The following is a 25,355-nucleotide window of genomic DNA, read 5'->3' as shown; positions in this document are numbered from 1 at the left end:
GGTCAGGCTCCGTTCGCCTCGGTGGGCAGCACGACGATACGGCCCGTGCTGACGCCGTCGGCGACCCGCTGCACGGCGGCCGAGGCGTCCTCCAGCGCCACCCGCTCGCTCACCAGCGGCTTGATCACGCCCCGGGCGGCCAGTTCGGTGAGCTGCTCGTGGCAGTGCCGCACCAGCTCGGGGTTCTTGGTGTTGTAGAGGCCCCAGTGCAGGCCGAGGATCGCGTAGTTCTTGACGAGGGCGTGGTTGAGCGCCGGACTCGGGATCGTGCCGCTCGCGAAGCCGACGACGACGATCCGGCCCTCGAAGGCGACGAGCTTGGCGGACTGGGCGTAGGCCGCGCCGCCGACCGGGTCGTAGATCACGTCGGCGCCGCGCCCGCCGGTGGCCTCCTTGACGGTGGCGACGACGTCCTCGGTGCGACGGTCGACGACCAGGTCGCAGCCGAGGGTACGGGCGACGGCGGCCTTCTCGGCGCCGCCGACCACGCCGATGACCGTGGCGCCGGCCGCCTTGCCGAGCTGGACGGCGGCGCTGCCGACCCCGCCGGCTGCGGCGTGCACGAGGAGCGTCTCGCCGGCCTCCAGCCGGGCCCGCCGGTGCAGGCCGAACCAGCCGGTCTGGTAGCCGATGTGCAGGGCGGCGGCCTCGGCGTCGTCGAGCGAGTCGGGGGCGGGCAGGAGCGCGGCGGCGTCCGCGAGGGCGTACTCGGCGAAGCCGCCGTGCGGGAGGGCGGGGGTGGCGAGGACGCGGCGGCCGTCCTCCGTCTCACCGCAGATCTCCACGCCCGGGGTGAAGGGGAGCGGCGGGCGGACCTGGTACTGGCCGCGGCAGAGGAGGGCGTCGGGGAAGTTGACGTTGGCGGCGCGCACCTTGAGCACGAGCTGGCCGTCGCCGGGGGTGGGCGGCTCCACGTCCGCGAGGCGCATGGCCTCGGTCGGTTCGCCGTTCTCGTGCACCTGCCATGCCTGCATGCGCGGCCTCCAGGGGACTGCGTCGTCGGTCCGGGGTCTTGGCGTCTCTACGGTTTCTGCCGTCACCACGGTTCTGCCGTCACCGCATACTAAGCGGTCGCTTGCCGACAGGGGAACAGGATCCGCCGGTACGGCAGCGGACAGGGGCCGACCTCTCGCACATCGCCATATAGTCGCATTGACGATAAGGAGGGTGCCGTGCGAAGCTGGCGGCGCGCCAATCCACGCAGATCAGCGTCAACTCACCCATGAACAGCCCCTTTTCGGCATGCCGCCGCGCCCGACCCACGGAGTTTCCATGCCCCCTGCCGCCACCCGTGCCCCACAGCCTCACCTGAGCCCGCAGGGCACCGACCGGGCCGCGGGCGTCCTGCTCGGCGCGGCCGCGGGCGACGCGCTGGGTGTGCCCTACGAGTTCCAGGCACGGCTGACCGGGAACGCGCGGCCGCGGATGATCGGCGGCGGCCTGGGGCCGTACGAGCCCGGCGAGTACTCCGACGACACCCAGATGCAGGTGTGCATCGCCGAGGTCGCGGCCACCGGAGCCGATCTGCGCTCCCCCGAGGCCCTCGACGCGGTCGCGGCCAACTTCCAGCGCTGGCTGCGGGAGGGCGCCAGCGACGTCGGCAACCAGACCAGAGCCGTACTGCACGCCGCCGGGCGTGCGCCCGGAGCGGCGGGCGCGGCGATGCGCGAGGCCGCCCGCGGCTTCACCGCCGCCAGGGCGAACAGCGCCGGAAACGGCTCGCTCATGCGGACCGGGATCGTCGCCCTCGCCCACCTCGGGGACGCCACGGAGATGGCCGAGGCCGCCGTCGCGGTCAGCGGGCTCACCCACCCCGACCCGGACTGCGCCGACGCCTGCGTGCTGTGGTGCTCCGGCATCCGCACGGCCGTGCTGGAGGGCACCTTCGACGGCGTACGGGCCGGCCTGGAGCTGCTGCCCGCCGAGCGCCGGGCGCTGTGGGCCGAGCGGCTGGACGAGGCGGAGGCCCACCCGCCGCACCACTTCTCCCCCAACGGCTGGGTCGTCGCCGCGCTCCAGGCCGCCTGGTCGGCGATCACGCACACCGCCGTTCCCCGGCTGGACCCCGGCGAGGGCAGCTTCCCCGCCCAGCATCTGGGTCTCGCCCTGGAGGCGGCGGTCCGGGCCGGCGACGACACCGACACCGTCGCCGCGATCGCGGGCGCGCTGCTCGGCGCGCGCTGGGGATGCTCGGGCATCCCGCTGGAATGGCAGCGGGCCGTGCGCGGCTGGCCCTCGCTCACCGGCGTCGATCTCGTCCGGCTGGCGGTGCGCACCGCCCTGGGCGGACGGGACGACGGCGCCGGCTGGCCCTCCGCGGCACGCGTGTCCGTCCCGACGGGCGCACCCCACGCCTTCGCCGTCCCCCACCCGCACGACCCCGGCGTCGTCCTGGGCAACCTCGCCCTGCTCCACGGGGCCGAGCCGGTCGACGTCGACGCGGTGGTGTCGCTGTGCCGCATGGGCACGGAGCCGGTCCTGCCGGGCACCGAAGCCGAGCACGTGCGGGTCTGGCTGGTGGACAGCGACGGGCACAACGCCAATCTGCACTACGTCGTGGACCAGGCCGCCCGCGAGGTGCTGCGGCTGCGGCGGGAGGGCAAGCGGGTGCTGCTCCACTGCGTCGCCGGGCAGAGCCGCACGCCGGCCGTCGCCGCGGTCTACAGCCATCTGGCGAGCGGCATCGACGCCGAGGCCGCGCTCTCCCGTCTCCGTGAGGTGCTGCCGCGCGGCTGGCAGTTGTCGGCGCACACCGAACTGCTCGACGCGGTGCACGCGTTGACCGCCGGGCCGGCCGCGGGCGGGCAGCCGGACGGTGCCGCTCGCGAGCAGGTGGCGCTCCTGCTGGACGACGGCCCCGAGCAGCGGCCGGCCGAGCCGGGACGGCCGGGGAAGTTCCTGGAGGAGAAGGGCGCGGTGTCCCGGGTGCGCGGTCTGCTGCTCGGGCTGGCGCTGGGGGACACACTGGGCGCCGCGAAAGGCGGGCTGCCCGCCGCCGGACCGCTGCGGGCCGGGGTCAGCACCCAGCTGGCCTGCTTCACCGCCGAGGGCATCATCCGCGGTTTCGTACGCGGCGACCACAAGGGCATCTACGCTCCGTTGGGCGCGGTGGGGCACGCCTACTGCCGCTGGGCCGCACTCCAGGGGATCGAGGTCGAGCGGATGCGCGGGCGCTGGATCTCCGGCGGCCAGGTCTGGCCCGACGGCTGGCTCGCCCAGGTGCCCGTACTGGCCGAACGGCGCGGCTCGGCGCCCGCGACCGTGACGGCGCTGTCCGGCATCGAGCAGGGCGACCTGGGGAAGCCGACGGCCAGCCGCGGCTGCCACGCGCTCACCCGCACCCTTCCCGTCGCCGTGGCCGGTGTGGCTCACACCCCGGCGGCGGCAGCCGGGCTGGCCCGCGAGGCCGCCGCCCTCACCCACGGCGACCGGGCCGCGCGGTCAGCGGCGGCCCACGCGGTCGTCCTGGCCTGCCACTGCCTCACCAGTGCCGCCGACGACGCCCGCGACCTCGGGCCCGGCGCCCGGTCGCAGGTGCGGCAGGCCCTGCGGGACGGCGTCCGGGCGCTTCCCGACGCCGACCCGGAGCTGACGGCCGACGAGCACGACCGGCTCGGCGCGGCGCTCCGGGAAGCCGAGGCGCACCCCGCGGACGCGGGACGGCTCGCGAGGCTCGCGCCGGACCCCACCGCGCCGTCGGCCCTGCTCGGCGGGGTGTACGTCGCCGCGTCCTTCCCCGGCCGGGACCAGCTGGACGCCGCGCTGCGCTTCGCCGCCGGCGCACCGGACGGCGACTCCGTCGCCTGTGTGGCCGGTGCGCTGCTCGGCGCGGCTCACGGCGCCGAGGCGCTGCCCGTCGGACCGGTGAGCCGGCACGAGCTGGCCTGGGTGCTCGACACCCTGGCCCGCGACCTCGTCGCCCAGTTCACCGACTCCCCCAGCGGCAGTGAGTACGTCGGCGGCTGGGACCCGCACTGGTGGGGCCGCTACCCCGGCTGGTGATCCGCCGCGCCCGGCACCGGCGTGGCGCCGGGCGTCGCCCGCTCGCCGCGCCGGGCCGACGTGGGGCGAGCGCGTCAGGCGTCCCCGCCCCGTCGCGTCGGCCGGGCCCGTACGTGCATCCGTTCGCCCTGGGGGCCGAACAGGCTGAGGAACTCCGTCGGGCCCTCGCCCGTCGAGCCGAACCAGTGCGGCACGCGGGTGTCGAACTCGGCCGCCTCCCCGGGACCCAGCACCACGTCGTGCTCACCGAGCACGAGCCGCAGCTTCCCGGACATGACGTACAGCCATTCGTAGCCCTCGTGGGTGCGCGGGTGGGGCTCGCAGTCGCGTCGCGGTTCCAGCACCTTGAACGCCTGGAGCCCGCCGGGCTGGCGGGTGAGCGGCCAGTACGTGCGGCCGAACCGGGCGATCGGCTCCGCCCGCACCCGCGGGTCCCCCACCCGGGGCGCGCCCACCAGCTCGTCGAGCGGCACCTGGTGCGCCCGTGCGATCGGCAGCAGCAGCTCCAGGGAGGGCCTGCGCAACCCGGACTCCAGCCGGGACAGCGTGCTGACCGAGATCCCGGTGGCCTCCGACAGCGCGGCCAGCGTCGCGCCGCGCTCCTTGCGGATCCTGCGCAGCCGGGGACCCACCTCCGCCAGTACCTCGTCGGTGTCATGGCCCCCGGGCACGGCGTCCCGCGCATCGTCGCTCATCCCTTCATTGCAGATTCGGCAAGTTCGTTTGTCAATGCGGCGGGGGTCGGCGACGCTGCCCGTGGAGGTGGTCACCATGACCGACACACACACCGGCACACCCACGGACGGCTACGAGGTCCTCGTCATCGGCGGCGGCGCGGCCGGGCTCTCCGCCGGGCTGGTCCTCGGCCGGGCCCGGCGCCGGACACTCGTCGTGGACGCGGGCGAGCCGCGCAACGCGCCCGCCGCGCACATGCAGGGCTATCTGTCCCGGGACGGCATGCCGCCGGCCGAGCTCCTGGCCGTGGGCCGTGAGGAGATCGCCCGGTACGGGACGGTGGAGCTGGTCCAGGACCGGGTGGTCGACGTGACCCGGGACGGGGCGGAGGGCTCCCCTCCCGGCTTCACCGCCGCCCTCGCCGGCGGGCGGACCGTCCGCGCCCGGCGGGTCGTCGTGGCGACGGGGCTCGAGGACGAACTGCCGGCCGTGCCCGGTGCCGCCGAGCGCTGGGCCCGGGACGTCATCCACTGCCCGTACTGCCACGGCTGGGAGGTGCGCGACGAGGCGTTCGGCGTGCTGGCGACCTCGCCGATGAGCGTCCACCAGGCGCTGCTGGTCAGCCACTGGTCGAAGGACACCACCCTGTTCCTGCACACCTTCGCGGAGGCGGACCTCTCCGACGACGAACTGCGCAGGCTCGCCGCGGCGGGCGTGCGCGTCGTGCCGGGTGAGGTCGCGGGACTGGTGGTCGAGGACGACCGGATCACCGGCGTACGGCTGGCCGACGGCTCGGTGCACGCCCGGTCCGTCGTCTTCGTCGCGCCCCGCATGGTGCCGCGCACCGGGCTCCTCGAGAAGCTGGGCGCCGAGCTGCGGGAGACCCCGATGGGCTGCTGCCCGGTGGTGGACGAGACGGGGCGTACGACGGTGCCGGGCGTGTGGGCCGCGGGCAACGCCACCCTCTTCGCGCAGCAGGTGATCAACGCGGCGAGCACCGGGTACACGGCGGCCGCCGCGGTCAACGGCGAGCTGGTGTTCGAGGACATCGACGCCCGGATCGGCGTGGAGCACACCGGGGCGACGGGCCCGGACGGGGCCGACGCGAAGGTGTAGACCCCCCGCCCCCGGTGCACCATGGCTGCATGCTGCTGCACCGGCTCGCCCGTGTCTCCCGGGAGGTCGCGGCCACCTCGGCGCGCTCCCGCAAGACCGCCCTGCTCGCCGAGCTGTTCCGGGCGGCCGACCCCGAGGACGTGCCCATCGTCATCCCGTACCTCGCGGGCCGGCTGCCGCAGGGCCGGCTCGGCATCGGCTGGAAGCTGCTCGGCAGGCCCGTGCCCCCGGCCGCCGAGCCGTCGCTGACCGTGCGCGAGGTGGACGCCCGGCTGACCGCGCTCGGCGCCGTCACCGGCACCGGCTCGCAGGCCGAACGCGGGCGTCTGCTGGGCGAGTTGATGGCGGCGGCCACCGAGGAGGAGCAGCGGTTCCTCGTCGGTCTGCTGACCGGCGAGGTGCGGCAGGGCGCCCTGGACGCGCTCGCGGCGGAGGGGCTGGCCGGGGCGACCGGCGCGGCCCCGGCGGACGTACGGCGGGCGGTGATGCTCGCCGGTTCGCTCCAGACGGTGGCGCGGGCGCTGCTCGCGGACGGTCCGGCGGCGCTGGAGGCGTTCCGGCTCACCGTGGGGCGCCCGGTGCTGCCGATGCTCGCGCACACCGCCTCCTCGGTCACCGGGGCGGTGGAGAAGCTGGGCGCCTGCGCGGTGGAGGAGAAGCTGGACGGCATCCGGGTCCAGGTCCACCGGGACGGCGACACGGTGCGCGTGTACACCCGTACCCTCGACGACATCACCGAACGGCTGCCCGAAGTCACCGCGGTGGCGCGCGAGCTGGCGCGGGAGCGGCTCGTACTGGACGGGGAGGTGCTGGCGCTGGACGAGGACGGGCGGCCCCGCTCCTTCCAGGAGACCGCGGGCCGGGTGGGCTCCCGGGTGGACGTGGCGCGGGCCGCGGCGGCGGTGCCGGTCTCCCCCGTCTTCTTCGACGTGCTGTCGGTGGACGGCCGAGATCTGCTCGATCTGCCCTTCGCCGACCGGCACGCCGAACTGGCCCGCCTGGTCGCGGAGCCCCTGCGCGTGCGCCGGACGGTGGTGTCGGGGCCGGAGGAGAGCGACCGGGCCGAGGCGTTCCTCGCCGCGACGCTGGAGCGCGGGCACGAGGGCGTCGTCGTCAAGTCCCTGGACGCCCCCTACAGCGCGGGCCGGCGCGGTGCCTCCTGGCTGAAGGTGAAGCCGGTGCACACCCTCGACCTGGTGGTCCTGGCCGCCGAGTGGGGGCACGGCCGGCGCGCCGGGAAGCTGTCCAACCTGCATCTGGGGGCCCGCGGCGCGGACGGTTCCCTCGTGATGCTCGGCAAGACGTTCAAGGGTCTGACGGACGCGCTGCTCGACTGGCAGACCGAGCGGCTGCGGGAACTGGCCGTCGAGGAGCACCGCTGGGGCTTCACCGTGCGGCCGGAGCTGGTCGTCGAGATCGCGTACGACGGGCTCCAGCGCTCCACCCGCTATCCGGCCGGCGTCACGCTGCGGTTCGCGCGGGTGCTGCGCTACCGGGAGGACAAGCGCCCGGAGGAGGCGGACACCGTGGAGACGCTGCTCGCGGCGCACCCGGGGGTGGCGCCGTGAGCGGACCGGCGCCGCGGCAGGGGCCGCCCGCGCGCCCCGGCCGGCGCAGTGCCGGGCTGCTGCTGTTCCGCCGCGCCGACGGCGGCGGCCTGGAGGTGCTGCTCGGCCACATGGGCGGCCCCTACTACGCCCGCACCGCCGGGGCGTGGACCGTGCCGAAGGGCGAGTACGCGCCCGACGAACCGGCCTGGGAGGCGGCCCGCCGGGAGTTCCGGGAGGAGCTGGGGCTGCCCCCGCCGGACGGCGAGGCCGTGCCGCTGGGCGAGGTGCGGCAGGCGGGCGGCAAGGTCGTCACGGCGTGGGCGGTAGCGGCCGACCTGGATCCGGCGGCCGTCGTACCCGGCACGTTCACCATGGAGTGGCCGCCGCGCTCCGGGCGCCGGCAGGAGTTCCCCGAGCTGGACCGGGTGCGCTGGTTCGGGCTGGACGAGGCCCGGGCGGTGATCGTGCGGGCGCAGTCCGCGTTTCTCGACCGGCTTGCGGAGCACTCGCACGGGGAGTGAGCCGCCGGGGCCGCGTGCCGGGCGGCCGCCCGACGAAGACGCCGTACCCGCGTTGCGGCGCCCACCGGGGCGCGGGAAGGTCGAGACACAGCCTGCCCAGGAGGTCACTGCCATGCCCCTCGCGACCGTGAATCCGGCGACCGGCGAGACGCTCAGGACGTTCGACGCCCTGGGCGCGGAGGAGGTCGAGCGCAGGCTCGCCGCCGCCGAGGCCGCGTTCCGCACCCACCGCACCACGTCCTTCACCGAACGCGCCCGGCTGCTGCGTGCCGCCGCCGATCTGCTGGAGGCGGACGAGCGGGAGATCGCGGAGGTGATGACCACGGAGATGGGCAAGCCGGTCGTCCAGGCCCGCGCCGAGGCCGCCAAGTGTGTGAAGGCGATGCGCTGGTACGCCGACCACGCCGGGGAACTGCTCGCGGACGAGGAGCCGGCCGAGTCGGACGTGAAGGACTCGGGCGCCTCGCGCGGCTTCGTGCGCTACCGGCCGCTCGGCCCGGTGCTGGCGGTGATGCCGTGGAACTTCCCGCTCTGGCAGGTGATCCGGTTCGCCGCGCCCGCGCTGATGGCGGGCAACGTCGGCCTGCTCAAGCACGCCTCGAACGTGCCGCAGACCGCGCTGTACCTGGAGGAGCTGTTCCGGCGGGCGGGGTACCCGGAGGGCTGTTTCCAGACGCTGCTCATCGGGTCCAAGGAGGTCGAGGGCGTCCTGCGCGACCCGCGTGTGGTCGCGGCGACGCTGACCGGGAGCGAGCCGGCGGGGCGGTCGGTGGCCTCGATCGCGGGGGACGAGATCAAGAAGACGGTGCTGGAGTTGGGCGGCAGCGACCCGTTCGTCGTGATGCCGTCCGCCGACCTCGACCGGGCCGCCGAGGTGGCCGTGACCGCGCGGGTGCAGAACAACGGGCAGTCGTGCATCGCCGCCAAGCGGTTCATCGTGCACCGGGACGTCTACGACGCGTTCGCCGAGCGGTTCACGGCCGGGATGAAGGCGCTGAAGGTGGGCGACCCGATGGACGAGGAGACCCAGGTCGGGCCGGTCTCCTCGGAGCGGGGGCGGGCGGACCTGGAGGAGCTGGTGGCCGACGCCGTCGAGCGCGGTGCCACGGTGCTGTGCGGGGGCGAACGCCCCGACGGGCCGGGCTGGTACTACCCGCCGACCGTGCTGGCCGGCATCACGCCCGAGATGCGGGTGCACCACGAGGAGACGTTCGGTCCGGTGGCCACGCTGTACCGGGCGGCGGACCTCGACGAGGCCGTGGCCCTCGCCAACGACTCTCCGTTCGGGCTGAGTTCGAATGTGTGGACGCGTGACGAGGGTGATGTCGACCGGTTCGTGCGGGATCTTCAGGCGGGTGCGGTGTACGTCAACGGCATGACGGCCTCGCATCCGGCGTTCCCGTTCGGCGGGGTGAAGCGGTCCGGGTACGGGCGTGAGCTGTCCGGGCACGGAATCCGGGAGTTCTGCAACATCACGACAGTGTGGCAGGGGGCGTGAGGGTTCCGCGGCTACGATCGCTGTCGTGAACCGCGAAGTGACCTTGCCTCTCATTGTCGACGACCGCGGCACGTTGCAGGTGGCGGCGGCCGATGTCAGCAAGCTGCTGCGTGCGGTCGGGGGGCGGTGGTTGCATCTGGTGGAGTCCGGGGAGCGGGGGCTCGACGAGGACACGGTGGCGGCGTTGACCATCGAGCTGGCGAAGCTGGCGGACCGGATCGATGTGGCGTGCATCGCCCATAGCAGCGGGTCGGGGGGCTGAGCGGCGGGGAGGCGGAGGTGAGTTTTTCGCCCCCGCCGCCCCTTCCCGTCCCGACCCCGGGGGCTGCGCCCCCGGACCCCCCAAAAGATGCGCCCACGCGGCGGAGCCGCAGATCGACACAGCCCCGCGCCCCTTATCGGATCGGCACGCCCGACAGCGTCCGGGCTATCACCAGGCGCTGGATCTCGCTCGTGCCCTCGAAGATCGTGTAGATCGCGGCGTCGCGGTGCATGCGTTCCACGGGGTATTCGCGGGTGTAGCCGTTGCCGCCGAGGATCTGGACGGCCTGGGCGGTGACCTTCTTCGCCGTCTCACTCGCGAAGAGTTTGGACATCGAGCCCTCGGCGGCCGTGAACGGCTTGCCGTTGACGGCCATCCAGGAGGCGCGCCACACGAGCAGCCGGGCCGCGTCGATGGACGTGCGCATGTCGGCGAGCTGGAAGGCGACGCCCTGGTTGTCGATGATCGGCCGGCCGAACTGCTCGCGGGTCCTGGCGTAGTCGAGGGCGACCTCGTACGCGGCCCGGGCGGTGCCGACCGCCATCGCGCCGACCGCCGGGCGGGACGCCTCGAACGTGGCCATCGCCGCGTTCTTCACCCGCTCGCCACCCTGCTTCGCCCTCTCCCGGGCCCGGGCGAGGCGCTCGTCGAGCTTCTCCTTGCCGCCGAGCAAGCAGGAGCCGGGAACGCGCACGTTGTCGAGGACGACCTCGGCGGTGTGCGAGGCGCGGATGCCGTGCTTCTTGAACTTCTGGCCCTGGGCGCAGCCCGGGGTGCCCGGCGGAATGATGAAGGAGGCGTGGCCCTTGGAGCCCAGCTCCGGGTCGACGGAGGCGACGACGACGTGGACGTTGGCGATGCCGCCGTTGGTGGCCCACGTCTTGGTGCCGTTGAGCACCCACTCGTCCTTGGCCTCGTCGTAGACGGCACGGGTGCGCATCGAGGCGACGTCGGAGCCGGCGTCGGGCTCGGAGGAGCAGAAGGCGGCGACCTTCACGTCGTTCGCGTCGCCGTACATCTGGGGGATCCAGGTGCCGATCTGCTCCTCGGTGCCGTTGGCGAGGACGCCGACGGCGGCGAGGCCGGTGCCGACGATGGACAGGGCGATGCCCGCGTCCCCCCAGAACAGTTCCTCCATGGCCGTGGGGATGCCGAGGCCGGTGGGGTCGAAGTACTGCTGGGCGTAGAAGTCCAGGGAGTAGATGCCGACCTTAGCGGCCTCCTGGATGACCGGCCAGGGGGTCTCCTCGCGCTCGTCCCACTCGGCGGCCGCGGGGCGGATGACATCGGCGGCGAAGCCGTGCAGCCAGTCCCGGACCTCCCGCTGTTCGTCGCTCAGCTCCATGGTGAACTCGGCCATGTCCCCTCCAGCACTGCGGTAGCCTCTCACTAGCGATGTTACTAGCGGTAACTCGGAGTATGTTACCGACGAGTAAGAAAAGTCAACTCCCGGCTCCGAACGGGACCCGAACCGGCCGCGAACCGGCCGCGACCTGCGCTCGCGTCGGCAGCCCGTTCGAGGTCGCCCTGCCCAACAGTGCTACTTTGCGCAGGCGTCACCGAATCACGACGGGTGGGGAGAGATCATGGAGACCACGCAGCGGACCGCTCACCAGACGTCCGCCGACCGCCGTCGGCGCGAACTGCTGGAGGCCGCCGACCGGGTGGTGCTCCGCGACGGTCCCGGCGCCTCGATGAACGCCATCGCCGCCGAGGCGGGCATCACCAAGCCCATCCTCTACCGCCACTTCGGCGACAAGGGCGGGCTCTACGCCGCCCTCGCCAAGCGGCACACCGACGCCCTCCTCGCCTCGCTGCGGGCCGCCCTGGACGCCCCCGCCGAGCGCCGCGAGCGGGTGGAGGCCACGCTCGACACCTACCTCGCCGCGATCGAGGCGCGCCCGCAGGTGTACCGGTTCCTGATGCACCCCGCGGAGGCCGCCCAGCAGAGCGGCGAACCGGGCTTCGACACCGGGCGCAACTCCATCCCGGTGCTGCGCCGGATGGGCGAGGAGCTGGGCCAGGTCATCGAGGAGCGGCTCGACCTCGGCCCCGGCACCCAGCAGCTCGCCCGGGTGTGGGGCCACGGCATCGTCGGCATGATGCACGCGGCCGGCGACTGGTGGCTGGGCGAACGCCCCTGCTCCCGCGCCGAGTTGGTACGCACCCTGGCCGACCTGCTGTGGGGCCGGCTGGCCGCGGCGGGCGACCGGGCCGGCGGACCCGGGTTCTAGCGCACCCGTCCCAGGGCTACCGGGCCCACTCCGCCCGTGCCGCCTGCCGCATCACCCGGTGGTGACGCCACCCGTCCACCCGGTCCACGTACAGCCCGCCGCCCAGATGGTCGTACTCGTGCTGGAGACACCGCGCGAACCAGCCCGTGCCCTCCACCCGCAGCGGCTCCCCGGTGACCGTGCGACCCTCCAGCACCGTACGGTCGTACCGCGGCGTGGCCGCCTCCAGGCCGGGCAGCGACAGACACCCCTCCGGGCCGCGCACCCGCACCCCGTCGGCCGCCACCAGCCGGGGGTTCACCAGATGGCCCAGGTGGCGCACGTCCTCGTCGTCCTCGCAGTCGTAGACGAACACCCGCAGCGCCTCGCCGACCTGGTGGGCGGCGAGCCCCACGCCCCGGGCCGCGTACATGGTGGAGAACATGTCCTCGACGAGCGCGGCCAGTTCGGGCCCGAAGTCGGTCACCTCCGCGCCGGGCGCGCGCAGCACCGGGTCGCCGAGCAGGGTCAGGGGCCGGACGCGCCCGCGGGCGCCCGGGAGGGAACGGTGTCGCATGGCGGTCAGCGTACGGTTTCCCCGACGCCGTCTCCCGTGCGCGGCGGCGGCCGCAGCGGTCCGGGATTCGGGTGTGCGAATGGATCTCGATAGGCTGGCGTCCATCACGTTGCCGACAGGCTTCCGGGGCGGCGCGTACCAGAGAGGATCGAGAACTGATGGCAGGCAACTCGGACCCGCTCTCGCCGCGGGCCAAGCTGGCCGTGACCGCCGGCAAGGCGGTCGCAGCGGCCTCGCGCGCCGCGGGGCGCGGCAGCGGTTCGGTGATCGGCGGCAAGGTGGCGCTCAGGCTCGACCCCGACCTGCTGGCCCGGCTCGCCCAGAACCTGGACGTCGTCCTCGTGTCGGCGACCAACGGCAAGACCACCACCACCCGGCTGATCGCGGAGGCGCTGCGCGCCGCCGGCCCGGTGGTGTCCAACGCGCTGGGCGCCAACATGCCGGCCGGTATCACCTCGGCGCTCGCGGGCGGTTCGGAGTCGAAGTTCGGCGTCATCGAGGTGGACGAGAAGTACCTCGCCGGCGTCGCCCGGGACACCGACCCCAAGTGCATCGCGCTGCTCAACCTCTCCCGCGACCAGCTCGACCGCGCCGCCGAGACCCGCATGCTGGCGGAGAACTGGCGTGAGGGGCTGGCCGGTTCGAAGGCGGTCGTCGTCGCCAACGCCGACGACCCGCTGGTGGTGTGGGCCGCCTCCTCCTCCCCCAACGTGATCTGGGTCGCGGCGGGCCAGATGTGGAAGGACGACGCCTGGTCCTGCCCGTCCTGCGGCGGTGTGATGCAGCGTCCGGGCGACGACTGGTTCTGCGGCGAGTGCGGCTTCCGCCGCCCGGTGCCGAGCTGGGCGCTCTCCGGCGACCACGTCCTGGACCCGCACGGCTCCGCCTGGCCGATCCACCTCCAGCTCCCGGGCCGCGCCAACAAGGCCAACGCCGCCTCCTCCGCGGCCGTCGCCGCCGTCTTCGGGGTGCCTCCGCAGGTGGCCCTGGAGCGGATGTACCAGGTGCAGGCGGTGGCCGGCCGCTACGACGTGGTGCAGTTCCAGGGCCGTGACCTGCGCCTGCTGCTGGCCAAGAACCCGGCCGGCTGGCTGGAGACGTTCTCGCTGATCGACCCGCCGCCCACCCCGGTGATCCTCTCGGTCAACGCGCGCGGCGCCGACGGCACCGACACCTCCTGGCTCTGGGACGTGGACTACACCCGGCTGACCGGCCACCCGATCTTCGTCATCGGCGACCGCAAGCTGGACCTCGCCGTACGGCTGGAGGTCGCGAACCAGTCCTTCCAGGTGTGCGACACCCTCGACCAGGCGGTGCAGTCGGCCCCGCCCGGCCGGATCGAGGTCATCGCGAACTACACCGCCTTCCAGGACCTGCGCCGCCGCGTCGGCAACTGACCTCGAGCGATCTTCCAAGGATGAGCATGAGCGACAACCAACTGCGGCTGGTGTGGATCTACCCCGACCTGCTGAGCACCTACGGCGACCAGGGCAACGCGCTGGTCGTGGAGCGCCGGGCGCGCCAGCGCGGGCTCGACGTGGCCCGGCTCGACGTGCGCAGCGACCAGCCGATCCCGACCTCCGGCGACATCTACCTCATCGGCGGCGGCGAGGACCGGCCGCAGCGGCTGGCCGCCGAGCGGCTGCGCCGTGACGGCGGGCTGCACCGGGCGGTGGGCAACGGCGCGATCGTCTTCTCGGTCTGCGCCGGCTACCAGATCCTCGGCCACGAGTTCATCAACGACCTCGGGCAGCGCGAGGCGGGCCTCGGCCTGCTCGACGTGGTGTCGGTGCGCGGCGAGGGCGAGCGGTGCGTGGGCGACGTACTGGGCGACATCGACCCGCGCCTCGGCCTGCCCCCGCTGACCGGCTTCGAGAACCACCAGGGCGTCACCCACCTCGGACCCTCCGCGCGCCCCTTCGCCCAGGTCAAGCTGGGCAAGGGCAACGGCACGGGGGACGGCACGGAGGGCGCGTACAACGACACCGTGTTCGGCACGTACATGCACGGCCCGGTGCTCGCCCGCAACCCGCTCATCGCGGATCTGCTGCTGAAGCTGGCGCTCGACGTCAACGCGCTGCCGCCGGTGGACGACCGCTGGTACGAGGCGCTGCGGGGCGAGCGGATCGCGGCGGCGCAGCAGCCCGCGTAGGGCCCCTCACGGGGGCTGCGCGAGGCCCGTCTGACGTGCCTCGCGCACAGGTGAGCGGGGGCGTCCAGCAAGCGGACGCACGGTGCGGAACCGCCCCCCTGTGCCGCTAGGGTGGCGGGGACCGAACCGGACGACGTGGTCCGGTCCCCGGCCCCCGGGCCCATGTGGAGAAGGTATTTCGGGCGATGCGCATTGGTGTCCTCACGTCCGGCGGCGACTGCCCCGGCCTGAACGCCGTCATCCGGTCCGTCGTGCACCGCGCCGTCGTCGACCACGGCGACGAGGTCATCGGCTTCCGCGACGGCTGGCGGGGCCTGTTGGAGTGCGACTACCTCAAGCTCGACCTCGACGCGGTGGGCGGCATCCTCGCCCGCGGCGGCACGATCCTCGGCTCCTCCCGGGTCCGGCCCGAGCAGCTGCGGGGCGGTGTGGAGCGGGCCCGCGGCCACCTCGAGGAACTCGGTCTGGACGCGGTCATCCCGATCGGCGGCGAGGGCACGCTGAAGGCGGCCCGCCTGCTGTCCGACGCCGGGCTGCCGATCGTCGGCGTGCCGAAGACCATCGACAACGACATCGCGGTCACGGACGTCACCTTCGGCTTCGACACCGCGGTGGGCGTGGCCACGGAGGCGCTGGACCGGCTGAAGACCACCGCCGAGTCCCACCAGCGGGTGCTGATCGTGGAGGTCATGGGCCGGCACACCGGCTGGATCGCCCTGCACTCCGGCATGGCGGCCGGCGCGCACGCCATCGTCGTCCCCGAGCGCCCCTTCGACATGGAGGAGCTGGCCGCGAAGGTCGGCGAGCGGTTCTCGGCGGGCAAGCGGTTCGCGATCGTCGTCGCCGCGGAGGGCGCCAAGCCGAAGGCGGGCACCATGGACTTCGACGAGGGCGGCAAGGACGTCTACGGGCACGAGCGCTTCGCGGGCATCGCCCGTCAGCTCGCCATCGAGCTGGAGGACCGCCTCGGCAAGGAGGCGCGTCCGGTGATCCTCGGCCACGTCCAGCGCGGCGGCACGCCGACAGCGTACGACAGGGTGCTGGCCACCCGCTTCGGCTGGCACGCGGTGGAGGCGGTGCACCGGGGCGAGTTCGGGATGATGACCGCGCTGCGCGGCACCGACATCTTCATGGTGCCGCTCGCGGAGGCCGTCGAGACGCTCAAGACGGTGCCCACCGAGCGGTACGCGGAAGCGGAGTGCGTGCTGTAACGCACCCCCGGCATGACCTCGCCCCCGGTCGCGGACGCGGCCGGGGGCGGTTCTACTCTTGGTTCGGACAGACAGCGCCCAACCCCCACGAATCAGGAGCCGGCGGATGGAGCACAGCGGCCACGGCATGGTCATGGATCTGCCGCCGTTCACGCTGGAACGGGGCCTTCAGTGGTCGGCGGACCCGTTCTTCCTCGTCGCCTGTCTGCTGGGGCTCGCGCTGTACGGCTGGGGCGTCGCCCGGCTGCTGCGGCGCGGCGACGCGTGGCCGGTGGGCCGCACGGTCGCCTTCGCCGTGGGTGTGCTGACCGTCATGCTGATGATGTGCACCGGGCTGAACGACTACGGCATGGTCATGTTCAGCGTGCACATGGTGCAGCACATGGTGATCAGCATGCTCTCCCCCATCCTGATCCTCATGGGCGCCCCGATCACGCTGGCGCTGCGCGCGCTGCCGACGGCGGGACACGGCCGCAAGGGCCCGCGCGAGCTGCTGCTGATGCTGCTGCACAGCCGCTACATGCGGATCATCACCCATCCGGTGTTCACGATCCCGCTGTTCATCGCGAGCCTGTACGGGCTGTACTTCACCCCGCTCTTCGACTTCCTGATGGAGTCCAGGACGGGGCACGTCGCGATGATGGTGCACTTCCTCGCCGTCGGGCTGGTGTTCTTCTGGCCGATCATGGGCGTCGACCCGGGGCCGCACCGCCCCGGCTATCTGATGCGGATGCTGGAGCTGTTCGCGGGCATGCCGTTCCACGCCTTCTTCGGGATCGCGCTGATGATGGGCTCCACGCCGATGGTCGGGACGTACGAGAACCCGCCGGCCTCGCTCGGCATCGACGCGCTGTCGGACCAGACGTCGGCGGGCGGCATCGCCTGGGCGTTCAGCGAGGTGCCGTCGGTGCTGGTGCTGCTGGCGCTGCTGTTCCAGTGGTACCGCTCGGAGCAGCGGCAGGCCCGGCGCAAGGACCGGGCGGCGGAGCGGGACGGCGACGCGGAGCTGGCGGCGTACAACGCGTATCTCGCCTCGCTGAACGCGCGGGGGAACTGAGGGTTCCGCTTCTGCGCGGTGGCATTTCCCGGGTGGAGCACCGGGTTCCGGCCAAGAGCCTCGTTCGCCCCTTGCGCCTCGTCGGCACGCTCTACGCTGCGACCTCGTTCCGATGAGACTCCGTAGCTCTGGAGAGACCCCGATGAAACTCGCCACCCGTCTCGCGCTCACCGCCACGGCCGTCACCGCCGTGGCCGCCGGCACCTTCTTAGGTGTGACGACCGGTTCGGCCGCCGCCTCCGGGTCTGGCGGCGCCGGCCCGGACGTGCCCGCCGCGCTGAAGGTCCCCGACGGCAACCGGCTCTCCGGTGTCTTCGCCGCCGAGGGCGTGCAGACCTATACGTGCACCGACGGCGCCTGGAAGTCCCTGGAGCCCGCCGCCACCCTCCGGGCCGCGCACGACAGGTCCCGCCGCCCCGTCGCCCTGCACTCGCGCGGCCCCGTCTGGGTCTCCACGGTGGACGGCAGCGCCGTCAACGCCACCACCGTCGCCTCCTCGCCGAAGGACGGCGCCGTCGCCGAACTCCTGCTGAAGGCCACCGCCACCCGCGGTGCCGGGGTCTTCGCCGACGTCTCCTATGTGCAGCGGCTGAACACCGAGGACGGCCTCGCCCCCACCACCGCCTGCACCGGCGGCGACCAGGTGAGCGTCCCCTACTCCGCCACCTACGTCTTCTACAAGCCGGCGACGTGAGGCGCTGAGCGACGGCCCGGCCGGCCGGACGCGCGGTTCCCCCTGCCCGGTGAACGGGCGCATGATGAGGGGAACATCCCTTGAGGAGGGTGCGATGCCCGGTTCCACGAAGGCCATGGGGGTGATCACCGTCGGTGGGCTGGTGGTCGTCACCGCCTACACGGTGACGCTCGGCAGCAACGGCTGGCTGTGGTTCGGCTGGGTCGTCCTCGGTCTGATCACCCTCGGCATGGTGGCCTCCCGCAGCACCTGACAGCGCCCCGCCGCTACGGCTCCCGGGGCAGCCGGGCCCCCGAGTGGACGCCCGGCTGGTACTTCGGGAGCCGTGCGGTGATCTTCATCCCGGCGCCGGCCCCGGTCTCGATGACGAGGCCGTGGTCGTCGCCGTAGACCTGGCGCAGCCGGTCGTCGACGTTGGACAGGCCGATGCCGCCGGACGGGCTCGTCTCCCCGGCGAGGATGCGGCGCAGCAGCCCGGGGTCCATGCCGGGGCCGTCGTCCTCGATGACGACGAGGGCCTCGGCGCCCGCGTCCTGCGCGGTGATGCTGAGATGCCGTTTGTCGGCGGCGCCCTCCAGGCCGTGTTTGACGGCGTTCTCCACCAGGGGTTGCAGGCACAGGAACGGCAGCGCGACGGGCAGCACCTCGGGCGCGATCTGCAAGGTGACGGAGAACCGGTCGCCGAAGCGGGCGCGGACCAGGGCGAGGTAGTGGTCGATGGCGTGGAGTTCGTCGGCGAGGGTGGTGAAGTCGCCGTGCCGGCGGAACGAGTAGCGGGTGAAGTCGGCGAATTCCAGGAGCAGTTCGCGGGCGCGTTCGGGGTCGGTGCGGACGAAGGACGCGATCACGGCGAGCGAGTTGAAGATGAAGTGCGGGGAGATCTGGGCGCGCAGGGCCTTGATCTCGGCCTCGATGAGCCGGGTGCGGGAGCGGTCGAGGTCGGCCAGTTCGAGCTGGACGGAGACCCAGCGGGCGACCTCGCCGGCCGCCCGGACCAGGACGGCGGACTCGCGGGGCGCGCAGGCCACCAGCGCGCCGTGCACCCGGTCGTCGGCGGTGAGCGGGGCGATCACCGCCCAGCGCAGCGGGCAGTCGGGGACGTCGCAGCGCAGCCGGAAGGCCTCGCCCCGGCCGGTCTCCAGGGGGCCGCCGAGCCGCTGGAGTATCTCCTCGCGGTGGTGCTCCCCCACGCCCTCCCAGGCGAGGACCGTCTCCCGGTCGGTGAGGCAGAGCGCGTCGGTGCCGAGCAGGGTGCGCAGCCGCCGTGCGGACTTGCGGGCGGTCTCCTCGGTGAGGCCGGCGCGCAGCGGGGGTGCGGCGAGGGTGGCGTTGTGCAGGGTCTCGAAGGTGGCGTGTTCGACGGGGGTGCCGAGGCCGCCGAGGTTCCGCGGGCGGGCGGTACGCCGGCCGAGCCAGAAGCCGGCGGCGAGCAGCGGCAGGACGGCGACGCACAGTCCGGCGAGGAATCCGCTCATGCGCGGGCCTCCGTCCGCGGCTGTCCCCCATGCCCCTCGTGTCCCCCATGCCCCTCGTGTCCCCCGTGTCCCTCGTGTGCCCCGTACCCTCCGTGTCCGCCATGCCCGCCGGTGAGCTGTTCGGGGAGGTGGAAGCGGGCGAGGATGGCGGCGGTGCCGGCCGGGACGCGGCCCGGGGTGGCCAGGGAGACGGCGATCATGGTGAGGAAGCCGAGCGGTACCGACCAGAGCGCGGGCCAGGCGAGCAGCGCGTGCAGGGTGCCGGTGCCCGCGCCCGGGTAGCCGGCCATGGTGGCGGTGACCGCGACGAACGCCGAGCCGCCGCCGACGAGCATCCCGGCCGCCGCGCCCGGCGGGGTGAGCCGGCGCCACCAGATGCCGAGCACCAGCAGCGGGCAGAAGGAGGACGCGGACACGGCGAAGGCGAGCCCGACCGCGTCCGCCACCGGCAGTCCGCCGACCAGGACGCCGGCCGCGAGCGGTACGGCCATCGCGAGCAGCGTGCCGAGCCGGAAGTGCCGTACGCCGCGGGTGGGCAGTACGTCCTGGGTGAGCACACCGGCCACGGCCATGGTCAGTCCGGAGGCGGTGGAGAGGAACGCGGCGAAGGCGCCCCCGGCCACCAGCGCGCCGAGCAGGTCCGCGCCGAGGCCGCCGATCAGGCGTTCGGGCAGCAGCAGGACGGCGGCGTCGGCGTTGCCGGAGAGGGTGAGTTCGGGGGCGTAGAGCCGGCCGAGTGCGCCGTACAGGGGCGGCAGCAGATAGAAGGCGCCGATCAGGCCGAGGACGGCGACGGTGGTGCGGCGGGCGGCGACGCCGTGCGGGCTGGTGTAGAAGCGGACGACGACGTGCGGCAGCCCCATGGTGCCGAGGAAGGTGGCGAGGATCAGCCCGTAGGTGGCGTACAGCGGGCGGTCCTCGCGGGCGGAGGCCAGCGAGCTGGACATGCCGCCGTCGCCGCGCCGGTCGGCGACGGGAACGGGGGCGCCCTCGGGAAGGGTGAGCCGGGTGCCGCCGGTGACGTGGTGGACGCCGGCCGGGAGCGCGATCCGCTCCCCCGTGCGGCGGTGGCCGTCGACCGTGCCGGTGGCGGTGACCGTGAGCGGTTCGGCGAGGCGCAGGTCGAGGGTGGCGTCGACGCGCACGGTGCGCTGCGCGCGCAGGGCGGGCGGTTCGTCGAAGGCGCCGCGCGGTGCGCCGTCGCCCTGCCAGGCCAGCACGAGGAAGAGGGCGGGGACGAGGAGGGCGGTGAGCTTGAGCCAGTACTGGAAGGCCTGGACGAAGGTGATGCTGCGCATGCCGCCCGCCGCGACGATGACGACGACCACGACCGCCACGATGACCCCGCCGAGCGGTGCGGGCGCCCCGGTGAGCACGGCCAACGTGAGCCCCGCGCCCTGGAGTTGGGGCAGCAGATAGAGCCAGCCCACGCCGACGACGAACGCCCCCGCGAGCCGCCGCACCGGCTGGGAGGCGAGGCGGGCCTCGGCGAAGTCGGGCAGGGTGTAGGCGCCGGAGCGGCGCAGCGGGGCCGCGACGAAGAGCAGCAGCAGGAGGTATCCGGCGGTGTAGCCGACCGGGTACCAGAGCATGTCGGGGCCCTGGGTGAGGACGAGCCCCGCGATGCCGAGGAAGGAGGCGGCGGAGAGGTACTCGCCGCTGATCGCGGCGGCGTTGAGGCGGGGGCCGACGGTGCGGGAGGCGACGTAGAAGTCCGAGGTGGTGCGGGAGACCCGCAGGCCGAAGGCGCCGACGAGGACGGTGGCGAGCACCACCAGGGCGACGGCGGTGACGGAGTAGGTGCGGTCCACGGCTCAGCGGTCCTCCACCAGCCGTACGAAGTCCCGCTCGTTGCGCTCGGCGCGGCGCACGTACCAGCGGGCGAGCAGGACGAGGGGCGCGTAGAGCCCGAAGCCGAGCACCGCCCACTGGAGTCCGCCGTCGTGCCGCAGGGTGGCGAACAGCAGCGGCAGCGGCCCCACGAGCAGTACCAGCACCGCGAACACCACGAGGGCGGCGCGGAGTTGGGAGCGCATCAGGGAGCGGACGTAGGTGTGGCCGAGGGTGGTCTGTTCGTCGATCTCGGTGCGGGGCCGGTAGGGGACGGAGGGGCGGCGAGTGCGGCGGGGTGGGCCGGTGACGGTGACGCGGCGCTCGGCGGGGCTGGGGTCCTGGGGCACGCCGTCCTCCTCAGGTCGCGGTCCGGCGCATCAGCAGGTCCCGCAGTTCGCGGGTGTGCCGCCGGCTGACCTGGAGTTCCTCGCTGCCGACCAGGACGCTGACGGTTCCGGCGTCCAGCCGGAGTTCGACGACGTGCCGCAGGGCGACGAGATGGCGGCGGTGGATGCGGACGAAGCCGCGGGCGCGCCAGCGCTCCTCCAGGGTGGAGAGCGGGATGCGGACGAGGTGGCTGCCCTGCGGGGTGTGCAGCCGGGCGTAGTCGCCCTGCGCCTCGACGTGGGTGATCTCCTCGACGGGCACGAAGCGGGTGACGCCGCCGAGTTCGACCGGTATGTGGTCGGGGTCGGGTTCGTGCACGGGTATGCGCGGCGGGGCGCCCTCCGTGTGCACGTCCCTGCCGGGCACCTCGTTGCCGGGCACGTCCTTGAGCTGTGCGGCCCGGCGGACCGCCTCCGCGAGCCGTTCCCGCCGCACCGGTTTGAGGACGTAGTCGACGGCCTTCAGGTCGAACGCCTGGACGGCGAAGCCCTCGTGGGCGGTGACGAACACGACGAGCGGCGGCCGTGCGAACCCCGTGAGCAGCCGGGCGAGGTCGAGGCCGTCGAGGCCCGGCATGTGGATGTCCAGGAAGACGACGTCGATCGCGTCGGGCCCGTCCGGTCCGGACTCCAGGGCGCGGTTGATCCGGCGCAGCGCCTCGGTGGCGTCGCTCGCCCCCTCGGCGCCGGCGATCCTGGGGTCGGCGTTGAGCAGGTAGAGGAGCTCCTCGAGCGAGGGGCGTTCGTCGTCGACGGCGAGAGCGCGCAGCATGAAGGTGGAGTGTAGGGGCGATCCGTTCGTCGGAACATGTGCCGAACGCGGAGGTTGTCTCCGGCTTCCGCCGGATACAGTGCGGCCATGAACAGCAGGCCGGGCGGCTTCGACGAACTCGACCGCCGGATCGTCACCGCGCTCACGGCGAACGCGCGGTCCAGCTTCGCGGAGATCGGCACGGCGGTCGGACTCTCCGCGACGGCGGTCAAGCGGCGGGTGGACCGGCTGCGCGAGACCGGCGTGATCACCGGGTTCACGGCGACGGTGCAGCCCGCGGCGCTGGGCTGGCGCACGGAGGCGTACGTGGAGGTCTACTGCGAGGGCGCGGCACCGCCGCGCCGGCTCGCGGAGGTGGTGCGCAACCATCCCGAGATCGCGGCGGCGATGACGGTGACGGGCGGCGCGGACGCGCTGCTCCACGTCCGCGCGCGGGACGTGGAGCACTTCGAGGAGGTCCTCGAACGCATCCGGGTCGAACCGTTCATCCGCAAGACGATCAGCTATATGGTCCTCTCCCACCTACTCCCCGAAAGCCCCGAAGCAGGCGCGAACCAGGCCGCTCCGCGGGAGCGCGAGGAGGGCTGAGAGCTCGGGGGCTCGGTGCGTCGGGCGTTCGGTGCGTCGGGGGTTCGGTGCGTCGGGGGTTCGGTGCGTCGGCGGCTGCGGGCACGTCGTGGCCGGTCGCGCAGTTCCCCGCGCTCCTAAAAGACTGGGGGCGCCCCCCATGCTTTCAAGGGGCGCGGGGAACTGCGCGAGCAACCACCCACCCACCCGCACTCCGCACCGGAACCCCACCCCTCCGAGCTCTCCCCGGGGTCACAGGGGCGGAGCCCCTGAGGGATGGGACGGGTAGGGGCGGCGGGGGCGAGAAAACACACACCGCCCCCGAAACGCACGAATGCTGCGTCAACCCCCAGCCCAGCGCAGCGAACCCGCGCCCACACGCAATCCCCGCCACTTGTCGCGCGCCCCACGCCCTCCCTACCGTGGAAACACACACCGTAGGCACCGCATCACACGGAGGTACCCCTTCGTGCCCACCACCCCCGCGCCCCGCCCCCGCCGCTACCTCGTCTGCGAACCCAGACACTTCGCCGTCCAGTACGCGATCAACCCCTGGATGCGTCCCGGCGCGCACGTCGACTCCACCCTCGCCCACCGCCAGTGGCACACCCTCGTCCGCACCCTGCGCGCACACGGCCACACCGTGGAGTCCGCCGAACCGCTGCCCGGCCTCCCGGACATGGTCTTCGCGGCCAACTCCGCCCTCGTCCTCGCCGGCCGCGTCTTCGGCTCCCTCTTCCACGCCCCGCAACGCCGCCCCGAATCCACCGCGTACGAGACCTGGTTCAAGTCCGCCGGATTCGACGTGTACCGTCCCGAGTCGGTCTGCGAGGGCGAGGGCGACCTGGTCCCGGCCGGCCGCTACGTCCTGGCCGGCACCGGCTTCCGCACCACCCCCGAGGCACACCGCGAGGTGCAGGAGTTCTTCGGCGTCCCGGTGGTCGGACTCCAACTGGTGGACCCGTACTTCTACCATCTGGACACCGCCCTGTTCGCCCTCGACGAGGAGAACGTCGCCTACTACCCCGACGCCTTCTCCCCCGGCAGCCGCGAGGTGCTGGCCCGGCTGTTCCCGGACGCGGTGCTCGCCACCCGCGAGGACGCCCTCGCCTTCGGCCTCAACTCCGTCTCGGACGGCCGTCACGTCTTCATCTCCCCGCGCGCCACGGCCCTCGCCGGCCGGCTGGCCCGGCGCGGCTACGTTCCCGTCCCCGTCGACCTGTCGGAGTTCCACAAGGCAGGCGGCGGCATCAAGTGCTGCACCCAGGAGATCCGTTCATGACCGCTCCCGCCCGTGCCCACACCACCACCGCCGGTCTGATCCGCGCCGAGGAGCCGGTCCTCGCGCACAACTACCATCCGCTGCCCGTGGTCGTCGCCCGCGGCGAGGGCACCTGGGTGGAGGACGTCGAGGGCCGCCGCTACCTCGACATGCTCGCCGGTTACTCCGCCCTCAACTTCGGCCACCGCCATCCGGCACTGATCGAGGCGGCCCACCGTCAGCTGGACCGGCTCACGCTCACCTCGCGCGCCTTCCACCACGACCGGCTCGCCGAATTCGCCGCGTCCCTGGCCGAGTTGACCGGCCTGGACATGGTGCTGCCGATGAACACCGGCGCGGAGGCGGTGGAGAGCGCGGTGAAGGTGGCGCGGAAGTGGGCGTACGACGTGAAGGGCGTCCCGGACGACCGGGCGACGATCGTCGTCGCCGCGGACAACTTCCACGGCCGTACGACGACGATCGTCGGCTTCTCCACGGACCCGGTGGCCCGCACCGGCTTCGGCCCGTTCGCGCCGGGCTTCCGGGTGGTTCCGTACAACGACCTGGCCGCGCTGGAGGCGGCCGTCGACGGCACGACGGCGGCGGTGCTGATCGAGCCGATCCAGGGCGAGGCCGGGGTGATCATCCCCGACGACGGCTATCTGACCGGGGTCCGGGAGCTGACCCGGCGTGCGGGCGCGCTGTTCGTCGCGGACGAGATCCAGTCGGGACTGGGCCGCACCGGGCGGACCCTCGCGGTGGAGCACGAGGGGGTGCTGCCGGACATGCTGCTGCTCGGCAAGGCGCTCGGCGGGGGCATCGTGCCGGTCTCGGCGGTGGTGGGCCGGCGGGAGGTGCTCGGTGTGCTGCGTCCGGGCGAGCACGGCTCGACCTTCGGCGGCAATCCGCTGGCGGCGGCGGTCGGCTCCGCGGTGGTGGAGCTGCTGCGGACCGGGAAGTTCCAGCGCCGGGCGGCGGAGCTGGGCGTGGTGCTGCGGGACGGTCTGACGGACCTCGTCGGCCGGGGCGTGACCGGCTTCCGCGCGCGGGGGCTGTGGGCGGGCGTGGACATCGACCCGGCGCTCGGCACGGGGCGCGAGATCGGCGAACGCCTGCTGGCGGAGGGGGTCCTGGTCAAGGACACCCATGGCTCCACGATCCGGCTGGCGCCGCCACTGACGATCACGGCGGACGAGCTGCGCTGGGCCCTGCGGGCGCTGGAGAAGGTCCTGACCCACGGAGGCTGACGGGGCGGTGCGCCTCCGGGAGGGTTTTCGCCCCCGCCGCCCCTACCCTTCCCATCCCCAGGGGCTCCGCCCCTTCAACCCCGCCGGGGGCTACGCCCCCGAACCCCTGCGGGGCTCCGCCCCTGCACCCCGGCGGGGGCTCCGCCCCCCGCACCCCCACGGAACCGGACCCCGCACCCTGCCGGGGCTCCGCCCCCGAACCCCTGCGGGGCTCCGCCCCCCGCACCCCCACGGAACCGGACCCCGCACCCTGCCGGGGCTCCGCCCCCGAACCCCTGCGGGGCTC

At 73.7% G+C, this 25,355-nt stretch carries 24 protein-coding genes; 16 read left to right on the top strand and 8 right to left on the bottom strand.

Going from position 1 to position 25,355, the window contains the following annotated elements; all coding sequences use genetic code 11:
- Positions 1 to 2: 2 nt before the first annotated feature.
- Positions 3 to 974: an NADPH:quinone oxidoreductase family protein gene (locus tag IO29_RS21695; RefSeq protein WP_030380747.1), complete on the bottom strand. Its 972-nt coding sequence runs from the start codon at positions 972 to 974 to the stop codon at positions 3 to 5.
- Between the two features lie 298 nt (positions 975 to 1,272).
- On the opposite strand from IO29_RS21695, the gene IO29_RS21690 reads away from it, so the two are divergent.
- Positions 1,273 to 4,002: an ADP-ribosylglycohydrolase family protein gene (locus IO29_RS21690; RefSeq protein WP_078618354.1), complete on the top strand. Its 2,730-nt coding sequence runs from the start codon at positions 1,273 to 1,275 to the stop codon at positions 4,000 to 4,002.
- Between the two features lie 74 nt (positions 4,003 to 4,076).
- On the opposite strand, the gene IO29_RS21685 is transcribed toward IO29_RS21690, so the two are convergent.
- The gene (locus tag IO29_RS21685) at positions 4,077 to 4,697 is read right to left on the bottom strand and encodes a helix-turn-helix domain-containing protein (RefSeq protein WP_030380745.1); all 621 of its coding nucleotides are present in this window, start codon (positions 4,695 to 4,697) and stop codon (positions 4,077 to 4,079) included.
- 76 nt (positions 4,698 to 4,773) lie between these two features.
- Between IO29_RS21685 and IO29_RS21680 the strand changes: the two genes are divergently transcribed.
- The 5 genes from IO29_RS21680 to IO29_RS21660 all read left to right on the top strand — a co-directional run bounded on the left by IO29_RS21680 (position 4,774) and on the right by IO29_RS21660 (position 9,624).
- Positions 4,774 to 5,793, top strand: a complete 1,020-nt coding sequence (locus IO29_RS21680; protein WP_030380744.1) for an NAD(P)/FAD-dependent oxidoreductase — start codon at positions 4,774 to 4,776, stop codon at positions 5,791 to 5,793.
- A gap of 29 nt (positions 5,794 to 5,822) precedes the next feature.
- Positions 5,823 to 7,361 (top strand): ATP-dependent DNA ligase, encoded by a 1,539-nt coding sequence (locus IO29_RS21675; protein WP_030380743.1) that lies wholly within the window; start codon positions 5,823 to 5,825, stop codon positions 7,359 to 7,361.
- Positions 7,358 to 7,864, top strand: coding sequence for an NUDIX hydrolase (locus IO29_RS21670; protein WP_051707844.1), 507 nt, complete (start codon positions 7,358 to 7,360; stop codon positions 7,862 to 7,864). The genes IO29_RS21675 and IO29_RS21670 overlap by 4 nt, the downstream gene beginning before the upstream one ends.
- Before the next feature lie 112 nt (positions 7,865 to 7,976).
- Positions 7,977 to 9,362 carry an NADP-dependent succinic semialdehyde dehydrogenase gene (locus IO29_RS21665; protein ID WP_030380741.1) on the top strand — a complete coding sequence of 462 codons (1,386 nt, stop codon included), beginning with the start codon at positions 7,977 to 7,979 and terminating at the stop codon, positions 9,360 to 9,362.
- A 25-nt stretch (positions 9,363 to 9,387) separates the two neighbouring features.
- Positions 9,388 to 9,624: a DUF6213 family protein gene (locus IO29_RS21660; protein WP_030380740.1), complete on the top strand. Its 237-nt coding sequence runs from the start codon at positions 9,388 to 9,390 to the stop codon at positions 9,622 to 9,624.
- 133 nt (positions 9,625 to 9,757) lie between these two features.
- Here IO29_RS21660 and IO29_RS21655 read toward each other — a convergent pair whose 3' ends face one another.
- Entirely contained in the window at positions 9,758 to 10,984 is a 1,227-nt protein-coding gene (locus IO29_RS21655; protein WP_030380739.1) for an acyl-CoA dehydrogenase family protein, read from the bottom strand.
- 226 nt (positions 10,985 to 11,210) lie between these two features.
- Here IO29_RS21655 and IO29_RS21650 point away from each other — a divergent pair, with 226 nt between their 5' ends.
- Positions 11,211 to 11,858: a TetR/AcrR family transcriptional regulator gene (locus IO29_RS21650; RefSeq protein WP_030380738.1), complete on the top strand. Its 648-nt coding sequence runs from the start codon at positions 11,211 to 11,213 to the stop codon at positions 11,856 to 11,858.
- A gap of 16 nt (positions 11,859 to 11,874) precedes the next feature.
- On the opposite strand, the gene def is transcribed toward IO29_RS21650, so the two are convergent.
- Positions 11,875 to 12,414, bottom strand: coding sequence for a peptide deformylase (gene def, locus IO29_RS21645; protein ID WP_030380737.1), 540 nt, complete (start codon positions 12,412 to 12,414; stop codon positions 11,875 to 11,877).
- Positions 12,415 to 12,572: 158 nt separating this feature from the next.
- Here def and IO29_RS21640 point away from each other — a divergent pair, with 158 nt between their 5' ends.
- The 6 genes from IO29_RS21640 (at position 12,573) to IO29_RS37915 (ending at position 17,781) form a co-directional block, all read left to right on the top strand.
- Positions 12,573 to 13,811, top strand: coding sequence for a MurT ligase domain-containing protein (locus IO29_RS21640; RefSeq protein WP_030380736.1), 1,239 nt, complete (start codon positions 12,573 to 12,575; stop codon positions 13,809 to 13,811).
- Positions 13,812 to 13,837: 26 nt separating this feature from the next.
- A complete protein-coding gene (locus IO29_RS21635) occupies positions 13,838 to 14,566 on the top strand; it encodes a type 1 glutamine amidotransferase (RefSeq protein WP_030380735.1) in 729 nt (242 codons plus the stop codon).
- Positions 14,567 to 14,751: 185 nt separating this feature from the next.
- Complete coding sequence (locus IO29_RS21630) at positions 14,752 to 15,777, top strand: 6-phosphofructokinase (RefSeq protein ID WP_030380734.1); 1,026 nt, start codon at positions 14,752 to 14,754, stop codon at positions 15,775 to 15,777.
- Between the two features lie 106 nt (positions 15,778 to 15,883).
- Positions 15,884 to 16,834 carry a cytochrome c oxidase assembly protein gene (locus IO29_RS21625; protein ID WP_030380733.1) on the top strand — a complete coding sequence of 317 codons (951 nt, stop codon included), beginning with the start codon at positions 15,884 to 15,886 and terminating at the stop codon, positions 16,832 to 16,834.
- A gap of 142 nt (positions 16,835 to 16,976) precedes the next feature.
- Positions 16,977 to 17,528, top strand: a complete 552-nt coding sequence (locus IO29_RS21620; RefSeq protein ID WP_030380732.1) for a DUF3455 domain-containing protein — start codon at positions 16,977 to 16,979, stop codon at positions 17,526 to 17,528.
- 94 nt (positions 17,529 to 17,622) lie between these two features.
- A complete protein-coding gene (locus IO29_RS37915; protein ID WP_033226208.1) occupies positions 17,623 to 17,781 on the top strand; it encodes a hypothetical protein in 159 nt (52 codons plus the stop codon).
- Positions 17,782 to 17,794: 13 nt separating this feature from the next.
- Here IO29_RS37915 and IO29_RS21610 read toward each other — a convergent pair whose 3' ends face one another.
- Genes IO29_RS21610 through IO29_RS21595 form a run of 4 tightly spaced genes read right to left on the bottom strand, consistent with a single transcriptional unit; the run spans position 17,795 to position 21,994 of the window.
- Entirely contained in the window at positions 17,795 to 19,003 is a 1,209-nt protein-coding gene (locus IO29_RS21610) for a sensor histidine kinase (RefSeq protein ID WP_030380731.1), read from the bottom strand.
- Positions 19,000 to 20,814, bottom strand: a complete 1,815-nt coding sequence (locus tag IO29_RS21605) for a sodium/solute symporter (RefSeq protein ID WP_030380730.1) — start codon at positions 20,812 to 20,814, stop codon at positions 19,000 to 19,002. The genes IO29_RS21610 and IO29_RS21605 overlap by 4 nt, the downstream gene beginning before the upstream one ends.
- 3 nt (positions 20,815 to 20,817) lie before the next feature.
- The gene (locus IO29_RS21600; protein ID WP_030380729.1) at positions 20,818 to 21,183 is read right to left on the bottom strand and encodes a hypothetical protein; all 366 of its coding nucleotides are present in this window, start codon (positions 21,181 to 21,183) and stop codon (positions 20,818 to 20,820) included.
- 10 nt (positions 21,184 to 21,193) lie between these two features.
- On the bottom strand, positions 21,194 to 21,994 hold the full coding sequence (locus IO29_RS21595) for a LytR/AlgR family response regulator transcription factor (protein WP_030380728.1): 801 nt from the start codon (positions 21,992 to 21,994) through the stop codon (positions 21,194 to 21,196).
- An 87-nt stretch (positions 21,995 to 22,081) separates the two neighbouring features.
- Here IO29_RS21595 and IO29_RS21590 point away from each other — a divergent pair, with 87 nt between their 5' ends.
- From IO29_RS21590 to rocD, 3 genes are all read left to right on the top strand, one after another.
- Positions 22,082 to 22,582 carry an Lrp/AsnC family transcriptional regulator gene (locus tag IO29_RS21590; protein ID WP_030380727.1) on the top strand — a complete coding sequence of 167 codons (501 nt, stop codon included), beginning with the start codon at positions 22,082 to 22,084 and terminating at the stop codon, positions 22,580 to 22,582.
- A 448-nt stretch (positions 22,583 to 23,030) separates the two neighbouring features.
- A complete protein-coding gene (gene ddaH / locus IO29_RS21585; RefSeq protein WP_030380726.1) occupies positions 23,031 to 23,843 on the top strand; it encodes a dimethylargininase in 813 nt (270 codons plus the stop codon).
- Positions 23,840 to 25,069, top strand: a complete 1,230-nt coding sequence (gene rocD / locus IO29_RS21580; protein WP_030380725.1) for an ornithine--oxo-acid transaminase — start codon at positions 23,840 to 23,842, stop codon at positions 25,067 to 25,069. The genes ddaH and rocD overlap by 4 nt, the downstream gene beginning before the upstream one ends.
- Positions 25,070 to 25,355: the final 286 nt, after the last annotated feature.

The organism is Streptomyces sp. NRRL F-6676, from assembly GCF_000725625.1.
Lineage (GTDB): Bacteria > Actinomycetota > Actinomycetes > Streptomycetales > Streptomycetaceae > Streptomyces.
This window is presented reverse-complemented; position numbering and strand designations above follow the sequence as displayed.

Coding starts and splice junctions, on each gene's coding strand:
- IO29_RS21630 (WP_030380734.1), top strand. CDS start 14,752: ATGCGCATTGGTGTCCTCACGTCCGGCGGCGACTGCCCCGGCCTGAAC.
- def (WP_030380737.1), bottom strand. CDS start 12,414: ATGCGACACCGTTCCCTCCCGGGCGCCCGCGGGCGCGTCCGGCCCCTG.
- IO29_RS21665 (WP_030380741.1), top strand. CDS start 7,977: ATGCCCCTCGCGACCGTGAATCCGGCGACCGGCGAGACGCTCAGGACG.
- IO29_RS21620 (WP_030380732.1), top strand. CDS start 16,977: ATGAAACTCGCCACCCGTCTCGCGCTCACCGCCACGGCCGTCACCGCC.
- IO29_RS21650 (WP_030380738.1), top strand. CDS start 11,211: ATGGAGACCACGCAGCGGACCGCTCACCAGACGTCCGCCGACCGCCGT.
- IO29_RS21635 (WP_030380735.1), top strand. CDS start 13,838: ATGAGCGACAACCAACTGCGGCTGGTGTGGATCTACCCCGACCTGCTG.
- IO29_RS21610 (WP_030380731.1), bottom strand. CDS start 19,003: ATGAGCGGATTCCTCGCCGGACTGTGCGTCGCCGTCCTGCCGCTGCTC.
- IO29_RS21680 (WP_030380744.1), top strand. CDS start 4,774: ATGACCGACACACACACCGGCACACCCACGGACGGCTACGAGGTCCTC.
- IO29_RS21640 (WP_030380736.1), top strand. CDS start 12,573: ATGGCAGGCAACTCGGACCCGCTCTCGCCGCGGGCCAAGCTGGCCGTG.
- IO29_RS37915 (WP_033226208.1), top strand. CDS start 17,623: ATGCCCGGTTCCACGAAGGCCATGGGGGTGATCACCGTCGGTGGGCTG.
- IO29_RS21690 (WP_078618354.1), top strand. CDS start 1,273: ATGCCCCCTGCCGCCACCCGTGCCCCACAGCCTCACCTGAGCCCGCAG.
- IO29_RS21590 (WP_030380727.1), top strand. CDS start 22,082: ATGAACAGCAGGCCGGGCGGCTTCGACGAACTCGACCGCCGGATCGTC.
- IO29_RS21655 (WP_030380739.1), bottom strand. CDS start 10,984: ATGGCCGAGTTCACCATGGAGCTGAGCGACGAACAGCGGGAGGTCCGG.
- IO29_RS21675 (WP_030380743.1), top strand. CDS start 5,823: ATGCTGCTGCACCGGCTCGCCCGTGTCTCCCGGGAGGTCGCGGCCACC.
- IO29_RS21685 (WP_030380745.1), bottom strand. CDS start 4,697: ATGAGCGACGATGCGCGGGACGCCGTGCCCGGGGGCCATGACACCGAC.
- IO29_RS21625 (WP_030380733.1), top strand. CDS start 15,884: ATGGAGCACAGCGGCCACGGCATGGTCATGGATCTGCCGCCGTTCACG.
- rocD (WP_030380725.1), top strand. CDS start 23,840: ATGACCGCTCCCGCCCGTGCCCACACCACCACCGCCGGTCTGATCCGC.
- IO29_RS21695 (WP_030380747.1), bottom strand. CDS start 974: ATGCAGGCATGGCAGGTGCACGAGAACGGCGAACCGACCGAGGCCATG.
- IO29_RS21595 (WP_030380728.1), bottom strand. CDS start 21,994: ATGCTGCGCGCTCTCGCCGTCGACGACGAACGCCCCTCGCTCGAGGAG.